General features: G+C 63.0%; 12 protein-coding genes and 1 pseudogene. 3 read left to right on the forward strand and 10 right to left on the reverse strand.

Features of this window, described 5'->3' with window-relative positions; all coding sequences use genetic code 11:
* Positions 1-50 precede the first annotated feature (50 nt).
* From HMPREF9006_RS08955 to HMPREF9006_RS08990, 8 genes are all read right to left on the reverse strand, one after another.
* Positions 51-1,295 carry a hypothetical protein gene (locus tag HMPREF9006_RS08955; RefSeq protein ID WP_009213273.1) on the reverse strand — a complete coding sequence of 415 codons (1,245 nt, stop codon included), beginning with the start codon at positions 1,293-1,295 and terminating at the stop codon, positions 51-53.
* Positions 1,296-1,364: 69 nt separating this feature from the next.
* Positions 1,365-1,739 (reverse strand): hypothetical protein, encoded by a 375-nt coding sequence (locus tag HMPREF9006_RS08960; RefSeq protein ID WP_034231632.1) that lies wholly within the window; start codon positions 1,737-1,739, stop codon positions 1,365-1,367.
* A 122-nt stretch (positions 1,740-1,861) separates the two neighbouring features.
* Positions 1,862-2,617, reverse strand: a complete 756-nt coding sequence (locus HMPREF9006_RS08965; protein ID WP_009213275.1) for an iron ABC transporter ATP-binding protein — start codon at positions 2,615-2,617, stop codon at positions 1,862-1,864.
* Positions 2,614-3,699 (reverse strand): iron chelate uptake ABC transporter family permease subunit, encoded by a 1,086-nt coding sequence (locus HMPREF9006_RS08970; protein WP_009213276.1) that lies wholly within the window; start codon positions 3,697-3,699, stop codon positions 2,614-2,616. Before HMPREF9006_RS08970 ends, HMPREF9006_RS08965 begins: the two co-directional genes overlap by 4 nt.
* Positions 3,696-4,721, reverse strand: coding sequence for an ABC transporter permease (locus HMPREF9006_RS08975; RefSeq protein WP_009213277.1), 1,026 nt, complete (start codon positions 4,719-4,721; stop codon positions 3,696-3,698). The genes HMPREF9006_RS08970 and HMPREF9006_RS08975 overlap by 4 nt, the downstream gene beginning before the upstream one ends.
* Positions 4,722-4,780: 59 nt before the next feature.
* Positions 4,781-5,788: a siderophore ABC transporter substrate-binding protein gene (locus HMPREF9006_RS08980; RefSeq protein WP_009213278.1), complete on the reverse strand. Its 1,008-nt coding sequence runs from the start codon at positions 5,786-5,788 to the stop codon at positions 4,781-4,783.
* 101 nt (positions 5,789-5,889) lie between these two features.
* Positions 5,890-7,998, reverse strand: coding sequence for an NAD(+) synthase (locus tag HMPREF9006_RS08985; RefSeq protein WP_009213279.1), 2,109 nt, complete (start codon positions 7,996-7,998; stop codon positions 5,890-5,892).
* A gap of 20 nt (positions 7,999-8,018) precedes the next feature.
* Entirely contained in the window at positions 8,019-8,774 is a 756-nt protein-coding gene (locus tag HMPREF9006_RS08990) for an NUDIX hydrolase (protein ID WP_009213280.1), read from the reverse strand.
* 104 nt (positions 8,775-8,878) lie between these two features.
* Here HMPREF9006_RS08990 and HMPREF9006_RS08995 point away from each other — a divergent pair, with 104 nt between their 5' ends.
* Positions 8,879-9,889, forward strand: coding sequence for an SPFH domain-containing protein (locus HMPREF9006_RS08995; RefSeq protein ID WP_009213281.1), 1,011 nt, complete (start codon positions 8,879-8,881; stop codon positions 9,887-9,889).
* A gap of 2 nt (positions 9,890-9,891) precedes the next feature.
* On the forward strand, positions 9,892-10,797 hold the full coding sequence (locus HMPREF9006_RS09000) for an inorganic polyphosphate/ATP-NAD kinase (protein ID WP_009213282.1): 906 nt from the start codon (positions 9,892-9,894) through the stop codon (positions 10,795-10,797).
* A 192-nt stretch (positions 10,798-10,989) separates the two neighbouring features.
* Here the strand turns inward: HMPREF9006_RS09000 and HMPREF9006_RS10760 are convergent.
* Positions 10,990-11,127: pseudogene (locus HMPREF9006_RS10760) on the reverse strand (NAD-dependent protein deacylase); the annotation flags it as partial.
* Positions 11,128-11,375: 248 nt separating this feature from the next.
* Positions 11,376-12,287, reverse strand: a complete 912-nt coding sequence (locus HMPREF9006_RS10665; RefSeq protein WP_198002554.1) for a DUF7687 domain-containing protein — start codon at positions 12,285-12,287, stop codon at positions 11,376-11,378.
* Positions 12,288-12,540: 253 nt separating this feature from the next.
* Between HMPREF9006_RS10665 and HMPREF9006_RS10455 the strand changes: the two genes are divergently transcribed.
* Positions 12,541-13,401 carry a DNA adenine methylase gene (locus HMPREF9006_RS10455; RefSeq protein WP_009213285.1) on the forward strand — a complete coding sequence of 287 codons (861 nt, stop codon included), beginning with the start codon at positions 12,541-12,543 and terminating at the stop codon, positions 13,399-13,401.
* Positions 13,402-13,460: the final 59 nt, after the last annotated feature.

Here is a 13,460-nt window from a genome sequence, read left to right on the forward strand (position 1 = left end):
CCCGGCCCCGCGGAAACCGAGGCCGGGACGCGGCTTTGGCGGCCCCGGGTCTATCCCCATCCGGGGCGAAGGGCGAAAGAGTCGATGGAGAGAGAATCCGTCAGCAAGTTGCCCGCGAGGTACGGCGCGAGGTCCGCGGTGGACAGGACGGTCTGCTCCTGCCCGCCGTCCCACGGGTGCCTCGTCAGGGTGACGCGCAGATCCTGCGGGGAGGTCGTCAAGGCATAGACGCCGCGCTCGGTGACCTGGAAGACGGTGCGTTCCTCGCCCTGTTGAGTCCCGATCGAACCGACGTACCGGCCGACCGCGGTGTCGATGTTGACGGTGTAGACGTCACCTCGCGCGCTCACGAAACGGTACTCTCTACCCACGAGGATCCCCTGGGAGAGGTGAACCTCGCGAGACCTCGAGAGGTCGATGGGATCGCCCTCGCTCGTGGTGACGGGCGTGATCGTCCTGGTTCCCGTCGACAGGTCCCACGACTGGAGAACGAGGCGGCCGTCAGCGGGATCCAACCCGTTCTCACGCGACGCATCGGGGTGGGTGCGCGCCAGCGTGGGAATGACGACGGAGGAGCCATCGCAAGCGAACATCTGCTGCCCCGACTCGAGCGTCTCATCCCTCTGGGAGACGCCCACGACGGTGGGCAGATCCCCGGCGTGACCGGAGAGCTCAACCAGCAGGTCGAAACTATCGGGCATCGGATCGAACGGATGCGCCGAGGCGTACGCCTCGGCGGCCGACGACTCCAGGTCGGTCGAGTGCTGCGTCTCGGTGAGAGACATGATCCGGTCGCCGCACTGGCCGTTGTTCTGAAAGAGCCCGATGTTGTTGGTGCGGGTTGAGGACCCATCGGGGGCGACCGTGTAGAGAGGTTGGTTCGTCGAATCCACGTAGAAGGCCGCGGTGCCCCCGTTGGAGAGCGGGTAGCGTCCGATCTCGTACTGTTGCCTGGCGTCGCGCGGCGTGCGAGTCGTCCCGGAATCGGTGGAGACATACTCGTCGGCTGCCGATGCGAAGAAGGCGCCGGCGGGCGTCCACTGGACGATCGAGCCGCGTATGCCGCCGGTGGACGCGATGCTTCCCGTCCCGTCCTCGGCAAGAAAAGCGGTGTACCCGCGGCTCGGTCGCGGGACGCCCCCCGAGAGCACTGAGGCGTTGCTCAAACGCACGGCGATGACCGAGTCGGCGCTGGTGAGGGAGGCAACGGCGACGTCGTGAAGGCCCGCGTGGGAGGAGCAGGAGGAGGCGCAGGCGAGTAAGGCGAGTAAGGCGCAGGTGGCGATCCTCTTCATCTTCGGCTCCCTCGACGTGACGACAGGCGACGTCGCCTGTCGTCAGTCTATTCGCCTATCCCGACCCGGTCAACGATGCGGGCCGTGCTCGCGCAGCGCCGACCTGGCCGCCGCCCGGGCCACCAGCCACAGGCCGACCTCGACGATGACGCCCGAGGCGACGAAGACCACCACGACGGAGGTGCGCGCATCCATCAGCGTCGTTGCCGCCAGGGCGATTCCGTGTGCGGTTCCCAGGACGCCCCCACCGAAGAGGATTGGCCACGATGCTCGGTGGGCGCGTTCCCACTCGCATGATCCTGGCGTAATCCCGTCAAGCCTCAAGCCCAGAGGCGGCCGACACGCGCCTGCGCGCGCGGTCAGGCCCGAGGCGAAGAGATAGATGCCGCCGACGGTGAGGAGGGCGGAGAGGAGAACGAAGAGGACGATGAGTCCGGCGAACACGACAACCCCCGGGGAAAGAATCGTTGCGCGGCCGTGTCGCGCCCAGGGGGCGGGCCGCCCATCCATTCTACCGACGAGCCAGCGGGGGGCGAGGCGGGTGCTGGGCGAGCCTGGTTTCCTCCTTAGAAGTAGCAGGCCATGGGGCCCTTCGGGCCGGGAACGACCGTCACGGGAGTGTCGAAGATGTCGGTCAGAACCTCGTCCGTCATGATCTGGCTCGGGGGACCCACGTAGGCAACCGCGCCATCCTTGAGCGCGCATATCTGGGAGGCGTAACGCGCCGCGAAGTTGATGTCGTGTAAGACGATGACGATCGTGCGGGCGAACTCGCGGGCCGCGCGCTCCAACATGGTCATCATCTCGACGCTGCGCGCGATGTCGAGGTTGTTGAGGGGCTCATCCAACAGGACGTACTCGGTCTCCTGGGTGAGGACCATGGCGACGTACGCCCGCTGACGCTGTCCGCCGGAGAGCTGATCCAGGTAGCGCCCCTGGAGGTCCCCCAGGTTAAGGAAGCCGATGTAGCGGTCGATGATCTCCTCGTCCTGGGGGGTCAGGCGCCCGCGGGTGTGAGGAAAACGGCCGAAGCTGACCAGCTGACGGACCGTTAGGCGGGAAATGTAGTGGTTCTCCTGGCGCAGGATGGACAGCGTGCGCGCCAGCTCCGCCGACTTTGTCGTCGCGACGTTCAGGCCACCGACCTCGATCACTCCCTCGTCGATGTCCAGGAGGCGACCGATCATCGTCAGAAGAGTCGACTTGCCCGCACCGTTGGGGCCCACCAGCGCCGTGATTCCTCCGGTGGGAATGGTCAGGGAGATCGACCCGATGCGGACCGACGGCGAGTATTGCTTAACGACGGAATCGATGGAGATCACAGGCGTCCCTTCCGCAGGATGGTGATGATGAAAGCGAGACCGCCGACGAACTCGATGATGATCGAGACAACACCCTGCGTGTTAAAGACGTGATTCATGAAGAAGTACGCACTCGACAGGATCGCGATACCCAGCGCCGTGGACATTGCGAAGAGGTAGCGGTGGTCGTGGGTGGAGGAGAACTGGTAGGCGAGTGTCGCCACGAGGAAGCCCAGGAAGGTCATCGGTCCGACGAGCGCCGTCGAGGTCGCCATGAGGATCGAGACCAGCACGAGGACGAGCACGGACGTGCGTCGGTGGTTCATGCCCAGGTTGGTGGCCGTTTCGCGGCCGAGCGACAGCACCGACAGCTGGCGCGTAAGCAACACGAGGGCGATGGCCGCGGCCGCGACGAGGGGAATCGCGATGGGGAAATATTCCTTCTGGGCGTTCGCGATCGACCCGAAGAGGCGCGCGGTGAGCACGTCAAACTCGGAGGGTGTGAGCAGCCTCTGCATGAAGGTGGAGACCGACCCGAGGCCAGCTCCCAGCATGACGCCGATCAGGAGCATCGCGTGCATGGATGCCCGTTGAGAGGTGAGCAGCCACGAGTAGAGCACGAGCGTGAGGACGATCATGAGCGCGAGCTGGCCGACGAAGTTGCCGACCGTCGCGGAGGCGTTGAGGCCGGCGACGCCCAGGAAGAAGATCGTGGAGGTGTGGATCGCCCGGTACAGGGACTCGAAACCCAGGATCGAGGGAGTGATGATCCGGTTGTTGGCCACCGTCTGGAAGGCGACCGTGGCCATCCCCTGGCACGTGGCGACGAGACCGATTGCCAGGACCGCGAAGGCGCGCCTGCGCGCCAGGCGCCAGAAGACGGGGGTGGCGAACTGGGCGGGGTTCTTCCACACGAGCAGGCCGACGCAGGCCAGGACCGCGATGGCGCAGACGACCCCGAAGACGAGCCACCAGCGGCGCCGGGCGGCCGCGGACGTGAAGGCGCTGGTGCGTCGGATCGGGTGCGGTGTGCGCGCGGACGAGGCCGGGGCGGGGGCCGGGGAGGCGGCCTCACGTCGCGCGGGGGAGGTCAGGACTCTCATAGGACGGCTCCCTTCTTGGCCTGGCGCAGCACGAGCGCGATGAAGACGAACGCGCCGAGGACGCCCAAGATGACCGAGACTGGCATCTCGAAGGGGGAAATGAGCGTGCGTGCGAGGAGGTCCGTGACCGTCACGAGGGAGATACCCGCCAGGCACACCCACGGCAGGTTCGTCCGCAGGTTGTCGCCCATGGACATGGACACGAGGTTGGGGACGATCAGTCCCAGGAAGGGCAGCGAACCGACGACGACGGTGACGACGCCGGTCGCCACGGCCACGAGCCCCGTCGCGATGAGGATCATGCGGTGGTAGTTGACCCCGAGGGAGATGGCAATGTCCTCGCCGAGGGAGACGGCCGTCAGGCGGTCGGCCATGATGAACACGATCGCCACGACGATGGCGACGATCCACAGGACCTCGTACTGACCCTCGTAGACGGAAGTGAAGGACCCCTGAAACCACACGGACACGCTCTGCAGCGTGTTGGTTTCCAGCGCGACGAACGTCGAGACTGCGGACACCACGGCGCCCAGCATCATGCCCATGATCGGGACCAGCAGGGAGGACCGAAGCGAGACGCGTCGCAGGAGGGCGAAGAAGACCATGGTGCCGACGAAGGCGAAGGAGATGGCGCAGGCCATGCGCACCAGGATCGGGGCTCCGGGCCACGCGATCATGATTGCGAGGAGGCCGAGTCCCGCCCACTCGGTCGTGCCCGTCGTGGAGGGCTCGGCGAAGCGGTTCTGGGTGACCAGCTGCATGACGATACCGCTCATTGACATCGCGGCGCCCGAAAGGACGAGCGCGATCGTGCGGGGGACGCGCACGGCGAGGAAGATCTTCCAGCCGTCGTCCTGGGAGAGGATCGAGTACTCGCCGGTGGACAGTGACAGGACGAGGAGCGCAGCCACGGCGAGCGTGGCCAGGGCCAGCGCCAGGGGGCGGCGCTTCGACGTGGTCGAGGCGCCTTCACGCTCGATGGTTGGGTCCTTCGGGAGGGCGGTGGTGGGGGAGTGAGTCATGAGGGGTGGCGTGCGGGTGGCGCCCGGGGAGGCGCCACCCGCACCGAGGGGTCAGAGGGTCACTTCTTTGCGGCTTCGAAGGAATCGGCGATCGAGTTGAAGATCTTCGTGTAGGTGATGATCGACTCGTTCGTGTACGTATCGTTCGGCGCGTAGACGACCTGGTTCTTCTGGAGGGCGGTGACGCCGCTAAGGACGGTGTTGCCCGAGATGACGGTCTCGGCGGGGGTGTTCGATCCGTCCTTGGTGATCGCGGCATCTCGGTCCAGAACAAAGATCCACGCGGGGTTGGCCTCGGCGATTGCCTCGACGGAAATGTCGTCACCCGTGTGAGAATCGGTGGATCCCTCTACCTCTAGCGCGGGCTTGAGGCCGAGGATGTCGAAGACGGGCCCCCACGTGCGGCCCTTCGAGGGTGCGACGTATCCGATGTTGCCGCCCGAGACGTCAACCGCCATGACCGTCGAGGAGCCGTCGTAGGCCTTCTTCGCACGCTCGATGGAGGCGTTGAAATCGTCGACCAGCTTCTGGGCCTCGGCCTGCTTGTTGAAGATCGTGCCCAGATCGGTGACCTGCCTGATGAGCTCCTCGTTGAAGGGCATTCCGTCGCGCGGCTCAAGGTTGATCATCGGCACGTTTGGTGCGAGCTCCTTGATCTGCGCGTCGAACTTGGTGAAGCGCTGACCCGAGATGATCAGGTCGGGCTCGGCCGCAACGAGCGCCTCCAGGTTCGGGTCGCGGTGCATACCCACGTCGGCGACATCGTCACCGTTGAACGCGGTGACGGTCGTGGGGATCAGCTTCTTGGGTGCGGCGACGAGCGGCACGTTCCACTGCTGGAGGACCTCAAAGGTGCGGTTATCCAGCGACGCCGCCCGGGTGACGGGCAGCTTGATCTCGACGGTGCCGTCGTTCGACTCGATGGACACCGACGAGGCCTGGGAGGCGTCGGCGGAGGCGGGCGCGGAGGACTGCGTGGCGGGGGTTGTCGTGCCCGAGGAGCAGGCGGCGAGGCCGAGCGCGGCGATGGCGGCAATAGCGGCCAGGGAGGTATTCGTGCGAGACATTCTTCTCCGTAAATGCTGGGAAAACTGCGGTGATGCTAGTGGATAGAAAGGTAGGCTTACCTAACTATCGAAACTAACCTTAGCGACAGATTCCTACCGCGTCAGCACATGTGAACAGTGTTACCCCGGTCCTCGACCAGGCCGACAACGGCCTCGTCGAGTTCGGCGACCCAATCCGCGCCCGATACGTCGGAGGGCATGCGCCAATCCCCGCGCGGGGACAGGGAGCCCCCGGCCATGACCTTCGGGCCGTTGGGCAGGGCGCTGCGCTTGAACTGCTGGCTGAAGAAACGCCACAGGAACAGGCGCTCCCACTTGACGATTTCTTCGAGCGAGTACGCGACCTTGTCCTCCTCGGGGAAGCCGACCGGCCAGTCGCCCACGGAAGCGTCCGACCAGGCCTTCTCCGCCAAGAACGCGATCTTCGAGGGACGTGCCCCGCGGCGCAGCACGTGGTACAGCGTGAAGTCCTGCAGGTTGTAGGGGCCGATCTTGTCCTGTGTGGACTGCATCTTCTCGCCGGGCTTGGCTGGAACCAGCTCGGGAGAGATCTCCGTGTTGAGGATCGACAGGAGCACCTCGCCGACGTGGTCGTCGAACTGCTTGGAGGCCACGACCCAGCGGATCAGGTGCTGCATGAGGGTCTTCGGCACGCCCGTATTGACCGCGTAGTGGCTCATCTGGTCGCCCACGCCGTACGTGCACCAGCCCAGCGCCAACTCGGACAGGTCGCCCGTGCCGACAACGATGCCGCCCAGGTGGTTGGCCAGGCGGAACAGGTAGTCGGTGCGCAAGCCGGCCTGGACGTTTTCGAAGGTCACGTCGTAGGTGGCCTCGCCCTCCCCGTAGGGGTGTCCGATGTCGGCCAGCATCTGCGTGGCCGCCGGGCGGATGTCGATCTCCTGGAAGGACGTGCCCAGGTAGCGGCACAGCAGGGTCGCGTTCCTCTTGGTGCGCTCGGAGGTGGCGAATCCGGGCAGCGTGTAGCACAGGATGTCCGTGCGCGGACGGCCCAGCAGGTCCATTGCGCGGGAGGCCACAACCAGCGCGTGGGTCGAGTCCAGGCCGCCGGACACTCCGATGACGATCTTCGGGTTTCCGATCGCGCGCAGGCGCTGGACCAGGCCCGCGACCTGAATGTTGTAGGCCTCGTAGCAGTCCTGCTCCAGGCGGGTCGGATCATTGGGGACGAAGGGGAAGCGGTTGACCGGGCGAATCAGGCCCAGGTCCGTGCGCGGCGGGTTGAGCGTGAATTCGACCTCCTGGGGGGCCATGCGCTCGTCGCCCGCAAAGTAGCGCTGGGCGTTGTCCGTGAAGGAGTTCTGCCGCTTGCGCTCGGTGCGCAGGCGCTCGAGGTCCACGTCGGTGATCGTCATGTGCGCACCCTCCTGGAAGCGTTCGCCAATCGCCAGGCGGTCCCCGGCCTCGTAGATCATGGTCTCCCCGTCCCACGCCAGGTCCGTGCTGGACTCGCCCATGCCGGCCGCCGTGTACACGTAGGCGGCCGAACATCGTGCGGACACCGAGCGCACCATGAGTTCTCGGTCAGCTCCCCGTCCCACGGTGATCGGGGAGGCCGACAGGTTCGCCAGGACGGTCGCGCCCGCGAGCGCCAGCTCGGTCGCCGGGGTGACGGGCACCCACATGTCCTCGCAGATCTCGATGCCGACGCTCAGGCCGGGCACGTCGGCTGCGGACAGGAGGACCTGGCCGAAGGGGACCCACACGGGGGTGCCGCTGAACTCCTCGATGCCGCCCCAGGGGACCTCGATGCGCTCTCGCGTGCGCGCAGGCGCGGTCACGAAGTAGCGCTTCTCGTAGAACTCCCGATAGTTGGGCAGGTGTGACTTGGGGATGATCGCGAGGACGCGCCCGCGGTGGATGGCGACCGCGCAGTTGTACAGGGCGTTGTCCTTGCGCAGGGGGGCGCCGACGACGAGGAGGGGGAGCAGGTCTGTGCTTGCCTCGACGATCGACGCCAGGGCCTTCTCGACGTTGTCGAGGAGGACGTCCTGCAGGAGCAGGTCGTCGATTGAATAGCCGGAGACGCACAGCTCGGGGAAGACGGCCACGGCGACCCCGCGCGCGTCAAGCTGGCGTGCGGCGTCAATGATCTCGCGCGCGTTGTCGGCGGGGCGGGCCGGGTGGACCGGCAGGGTGACGGCGGCGACGCGAGCAAAGCCCTGGTCATAGAGGGAATGGAAGTTCATGGTTCTCCTTTGGTATTGGGCTATTCTTGCGCACTGCGCGCGGTCGCGCTCTGCGTCGGGGGTGTCACCCCTGCGCGGGTGGGCCTGCGCAGGGGAGGGTCGAGGACGAAGGCGGTGTCGTCGACGCCGGGGACGAGGCGGTAGAGGGCGGCGGGCCGACCGGCTCCCTCGCGGACGGTGCCCCCGGTTGCTTCGATGAAGGAAGCGGTCTTGGTGGCCTTGCGATGGAAGTTGCGCGGATCGAGGGCGCTGCCCCAGATCGCCTCGTAGGTCTCGCGCAGCTGCGTGATGGTGAACTCGGGGCCGCAGAAGGATGTGGCCAGCGGTGAGTACTCGATCTTCGAGCGTGCGCGCTCAACCCCGTCGGCGAGGATGCTCGCGTGATCGAAGGCGAGGGGTGAGGTGGGAGCAAGGAGGGCGTCGACGGGATGCCAGAGGGCTCCCGCGGCGTCACCGCCCGAGCGGGTTGGTGAGAACGAGGGGGCGAGGAGGAGGTAGGCGACGGAGAGGACGGGCCCGCGCGGGTCGCGGCCTTCCGGTCCGTAGGAACGCAGCTGCTCGAGATGCCCGGGGGGAGTGATGCCTGTTTCTTCCTCAAGCTCGCGTGCTGCCGCCTCCTCGGTCTGCTCGCCGTCGCGCAGAAAGCCGCCGGGGAGCGCCAAGCGATCCTTGAACGGCTCAATTCCGCGCCGCACGACGAGAGCGTGGAGCGTGTGGTCAATGACGGTCAGAGCGACGATGTCGACCGCGATCGGGAAGGTCAAGGGCAGGGTCATGGAGCAAGCCTAACGCATTTGTGTCGAGTTGACATTAAATCCGGTCATGAGTTATCGTCAGAGTGACATAAACAAGTGGGAGACCACCCTACCAAGGAGCAGACATGGGAACCCTTCACCACCACCCCTTCCTCATCCACTACCAGGGCGGAGCCGGCGACCACGTCGTCCAGATCCGCGCCGGACGCACCGTCCGATCCGGGGTCGGCCAGTCCTTCTGGCTGCGAGCCGGGCGCTGCGCGCTCGCGGAGGTCCCCACCGCCAACCGCGCCCACAGCTTCCTCGTCCAGACGACCACCGCCGACCAGCAGAACATCAACGCGCAGGTTTCGATCACCTACCACGTCGAAGACGCCGAAGCCGCCGCCGTGCACTACGACTTCGGCCTGTACCCGCGCGAAGCGGGAGCGGATGCTCAGGGGCTGTGGCAGATCGACGAGACCGTCACCCGAATCGCGTTCTCAGCCCTGGCCTCGGCAATCGGAGAGATGACGCTCGCCGATGCAATTGGCGGCTCACTGGAGCGGGTCGCTCGCGTGCTCGCCCAGGCCTTCGCTGCGGATGATCAGCTGCGGGCCACCGGCGTCGCCGTCGTCGATGCGCGCTTGCTGAGCCTGCGCCCGGACGAGGGGGTTGAATCCTCCCTGCGTGCCCCTCTCCTCGAACAGCTCCAGGCCGAGGCCGACCGCGCCCTCTACGAGCGCCGGGCGCTCGCGGTCGAACGCGAGTCCCAGATCTCCGAAAACGAGATGCAGTCCAAGCTCGACCTGGCTCGCAAGCGCGCCGACCTGGTCGATCAGGAAGGGCATAACGCCCGGCGCGAGGCCGAAGAGAAGGCCGCCGCGGACGCGATTGAGGTCGAAGCGGAAGCGCGCCGTATCACCGAAAAAGCTAAGGCCTACGAGATCGACTGGAACACTGCTGGCCGTGCCAGGATCGCGAACGACGCCGCATACATCCAGGCGCTCGCGGCAGCCGGGCCCGAAGTGGCCCGCGCCCTCGCCCTCAAGGAAATGGCGAAGAACATGCCGTCCTTCGGGAACATCACCATCACCGCCGACGTGCTCAGCGACCTCGTCGCGGCCTTCACCGGCTCCGCGAAGGCGGGTCAGTAGACATGCGCCGCCGTGCCGTCATCGTCCGACGCCCCACCGAGTTCGACGAGCTCATGGACCGCTATTCCACGCGCGGCCAGGTCGAATTCGTCCTGCGCTCGCGCGGACGCACCCTCGCCTCCGTCGAGCGCGCACATGAGGCGCACGTGGCCGCCCTGGCTCGCGTGCGGGCAGGAATACCGCAGGGGTGGGCGAGCGCCGACGTGGAGCGCGACTCCCTGTCACGCTTCCTCTTCGCTCCCGAGGACGTCATCGTCGTCGTGGGCCCCGACGGTCTGGTCGCCAACGTCGCCAAGTACGCGGGCAACCAGGCCGTGGTCGGCATCAACTCGGTGCCCCAATCGAACGCCGGCGTGCTCGTCCGATGCACTCCCGACCAGGGGGTCGCGGCCCTCGGGCGTATCGACGCGGGCGCCGACCTGCGGGTGGACCAGCTGACGATGGTGCGGGCGACCGCCGACGACTCGCGCACGCTCACCGCCCTCAACGAAGTGTTCATTGGGCATCCGAGCCACCAGAGCGCCCGCTACGAGCTGACCCTTGGGGCCACCGTCGAGCGGCAGTCCTCCTCGGGCGTCGTTGTCTCGACTGGGACCGGGGCGACCGGGTGGGGCGCATCCCTCAAACGTGGCCGCCACATGGGGGAGTTGCCCGCGCCGACCTCGCGCTGCCTCGCGTGGTTCGTGCGCGAGGCGTGGCCCTCGCCCTTCACCGGCGTCGAGTACACCGAGGGCATCCTGGATGAGGGCGAAGATCTCGGCCTCGTCGTTGCCTCCGAATCCCTCGTGTTGTTCGGCGATGGCATGGAGTCCGACCGCCTCACCCTCACGTGGGGACAAAGCGTGCGGATTTCGCGCGCCCCGCGCGCCCTGGCCCTCGTCGATCCCGCCGGCCTGGAGGAGGGCTGATCCTGCGGGTTGGTGCGGAGAGCTTCTGGATAGGAAACAGAGAGGCGGATATGTGACGAACATGTGGATAGGTTATGAAGATACGGATAGGTTACGAACATGCGGATAGGAAAATAAGCTATCCGCATACGCATAACCTATCCGTATGCGTACAACCTATCCGCGTGAGTGAATGCCCCTGTGTCGTAACGTCTACGCAGACACGGCGCCCCGCGCGCGTAGCTCGTCCATGACCTGGTCGAACGTGCGGGCGACCGGCTCACGGATTATCAGGTCAGCATGTGCGTCGGCCGAGGTTGGGCTGGCGTTCATGAGCACGAGGTGGTCCCCGAATAATAGCTGATATTGGCGAACTTCAATCAGGCAAGTCATGCCTCAAGATGATGTTTATGATGGGTAATAGAAGGCAAATAACCGCTAGTACATCTGCAACGTGCGCCATATAGTGCGATGATGTCCACAATTAACGTGCTGTGAGTGTAGAAATGCTAGGGATGTGAGCGCGTCGGATAGTCTGTGTTGAATACAGATTCTTGGCGTGAACGAAGCATTATACGTTATCAACCATGTCAGAGGAATTAGAGTATGAAGTCTATAGCTTTACTGTTGAAAGTCTCTGTGGCACGCCATTCCTCAACCATTTCTGGGATAGCGGTTGTGACTTCGCGTCCGACAATAAGTTCGTCAATGGCACCCCGCTGTAAGAGGTCGATGATACGGCAAAGGTAGCTCTTGCCCTGTTGCATCCACGTTGAATAAGCGTCGATGAATAGTGACAGATGAACCGAGGAACCTGTGGCTGCCTTAGTGGAGTATCGTTCGTATCCGTCAAGGTCGGCAATATAAACTGCATCGCTAATCTTAGAGCCAAAAGTTGTCGTGTAGTAGTAACATTTAAATTCCCAAAGTGCGATTGGGTTTGTGCAACGAGGGTAAGCGCCGTCCATCCTTCTACTCATTGATGAAGTGATGGTTGTTCCATCTGTGAAGACGGGGAGCTTTCGTGGGTCTGCGTCGAAACTGTCGCCTTGGAGATAGTGTGATATTAGGATGTTAGATGTTGCGGTAAGGAAATCGATGTCACGTTTATTTCCTTTCTGCTTGTTGAATGGTGCAATTGTTGGAACACCTTCTATTACATTGTAGATGCGCGAAGTTTCACTTCCGTGTTTAATCTGGGAGGTGTATCCAGATGTGTAGCGAGCGGCGACTTCCTCAAAGAGGAGTCGTGCTTGATCGGCATCCTGAAGGTAATTTGCGATTTCATTTTCGATCAGGTTGGCTCTAAAATTAAAGTAGTCGACAAGATTGTAGACAAGGGCATCGCTAGTTGAGTAGTTCAGGTTGAGTGTTCTCAGTGCGTCCAGAATGTCTCTGTGGGAGTGGCGGAGCACTGTCCTTCTTCGAGAATATCCCAAGTGTTCCGATAAGATGCGAACATGGTGCCAGAAAGATGCGTCCGCTCTGTTCCATCGGCTGATGCTTTTCATAATCTCCTCCTTGACAAGCCTTATTGAAGGTGCATGTGCATATAGCCTAGGTACTGGCGGAAGGGATGTCAAGGTGGCAAATCCTGTCGGAGGTAGGGGATTGTTTAAGCTAATTGCCTTGCTTTGGCGAGGCACTTGTTGAATCTTGTTAAGACATAGTGTTGTATAATCGAACGATTATCGTGTCGATTCGCACATTGCGGTACATAGTTCTATTGAGTGTTGCTTTCGCCAATTGAGATATAATATTGATATGGAAGAGTGTTTGAAATCATTGCCACCACAACTCTTGAAGTGGGTCGGCAATAAGCAGCGCATTGCTCGGCAAATCGTCGATGCGTTCCCGTTAGACTTTGGTGTATACTACGAGCCCTTTCTTGGCTCGGGAGCGGTTATGGGGGCGCTTGCTCCAAATTGTGCGGTGGGAAGTGATGTTCTACCTGCATTGATTCGAATTTGGGACCGTCTCGTACATGCTCCAGAGGAGCTGATCTCAGATTATGATCGTTATCGAGCGCAGATTGATAAGGGAGTTGATAAGCGCTGTGTTTATCGGCGCGCACTCGATGATTATAACTTGTCTAATGATGATAGGGCATTCGTCTTTTTGAGCCGCGCGTGCTATGGCGGTGTTATTCGTTTTCGTAAGGCTGACGGCTATATGTCAACTCCGGTTGGTGCGCACATGCCAATTTCTACAGAGTCCTTCCGGAAGCGTGTGTATTCATGGCGTGAGCGCGTGGTTGGTGCGACATTTGACTGTATGGATTACAGGGAGGCATTTGAATTGCCGCAGTCAGGGGATTTGGTGTACTGTGATCCGCCGTATGTTGATACACAGAAGATTCTCTATGGCGCGCAGTCTTTTGACTTTGATGATTTGATTGGTTGTATTGATGATGCTAAGTCTCGTGGTGTTCGAGTAGCGATGTCGATTGACGGCTCGAAGCAGGGGGGGCGGAAATGGGTGGATCTCGATTTGCCTAGGAATCTATTTGAAAGCGAAGTGCGAATCTCTGTTGGTAAGTCTATGTTGAGGAGATTTCAGTTAGCTGGTGAGGTGCTTGATGGTGAAGAGGTCGTTGATCGATTGCTGTTGACCTATGGCCTATGACCGCTAATGCCATCTCTGAGGGCTTTTGAGTTGCTATCAGTTCCAAGAAATATCTCACG

It is taken from the genome of Actinomyces sp. oral taxon 180 str. F0310 (assembly GCF_000185285.1).
In the GTDB taxonomy this organism is placed as follows: domain Bacteria; phylum Actinomycetota; class Actinomycetes; order Actinomycetales; family Actinomycetaceae; genus Pauljensenia.

Excerpts from the sequence above, each read along its gene's own strand:
- HMPREF9006_RS08955 (WP_009213273.1), bottom strand. The coding sequence starts at position 1,295 with ATGAAGAGGATCGCCACCTGCGCCTTACTCGCCTTACTCGCCTGCGCC.
- HMPREF9006_RS08970 (WP_009213276.1), bottom strand. The coding sequence starts at position 3,699 with ATGAGAGTCCTGACCTCCCCCGCGCGACGTGAGGCCGCCTCCCCGGCC.
- HMPREF9006_RS08975 (WP_009213277.1), bottom strand. The coding sequence starts at position 4,721 with ATGACTCACTCCCCCACCACCGCCCTCCCGAAGGACCCAACCATCGAG.
- HMPREF9006_RS08980 (WP_009213278.1), bottom strand. The coding sequence starts at position 5,788 with ATGTCTCGCACGAATACCTCCCTGGCCGCTATTGCCGCCATCGCCGCG.
- HMPREF9006_RS08985 (WP_009213279.1), bottom strand. The coding sequence starts at position 7,998 with ATGAACTTCCATTCCCTCTATGACCAGGGCTTTGCTCGCGTCGCCGCC.
- HMPREF9006_RS08990 (WP_009213280.1), bottom strand. The coding sequence starts at position 8,774 with ATGACCCTGCCCTTGACCTTCCCGATCGCGGTCGACATCGTCGCTCTG.
- HMPREF9006_RS08995 (WP_009213281.1), top strand. The coding sequence starts at position 8,879 with ATGGGAACCCTTCACCACCACCCCTTCCTCATCCACTACCAGGGCGGA.
- HMPREF9006_RS09000 (WP_009213282.1), top strand. The coding sequence starts at position 9,892 with ATGCGCCGCCGTGCCGTCATCGTCCGACGCCCCACCGAGTTCGACGAG.
- HMPREF9006_RS10665 (WP_198002554.1), bottom strand. The coding sequence starts at position 12,287 with ATGAAAAGCATCAGCCGATGGAACAGAGCGGACGCATCTTTCTGGCAC.
- HMPREF9006_RS10455 (WP_009213285.1), top strand. The coding sequence starts at position 12,541 with ATGGAAGAGTGTTTGAAATCATTGCCACCACAACTCTTGAAGTGGGTC.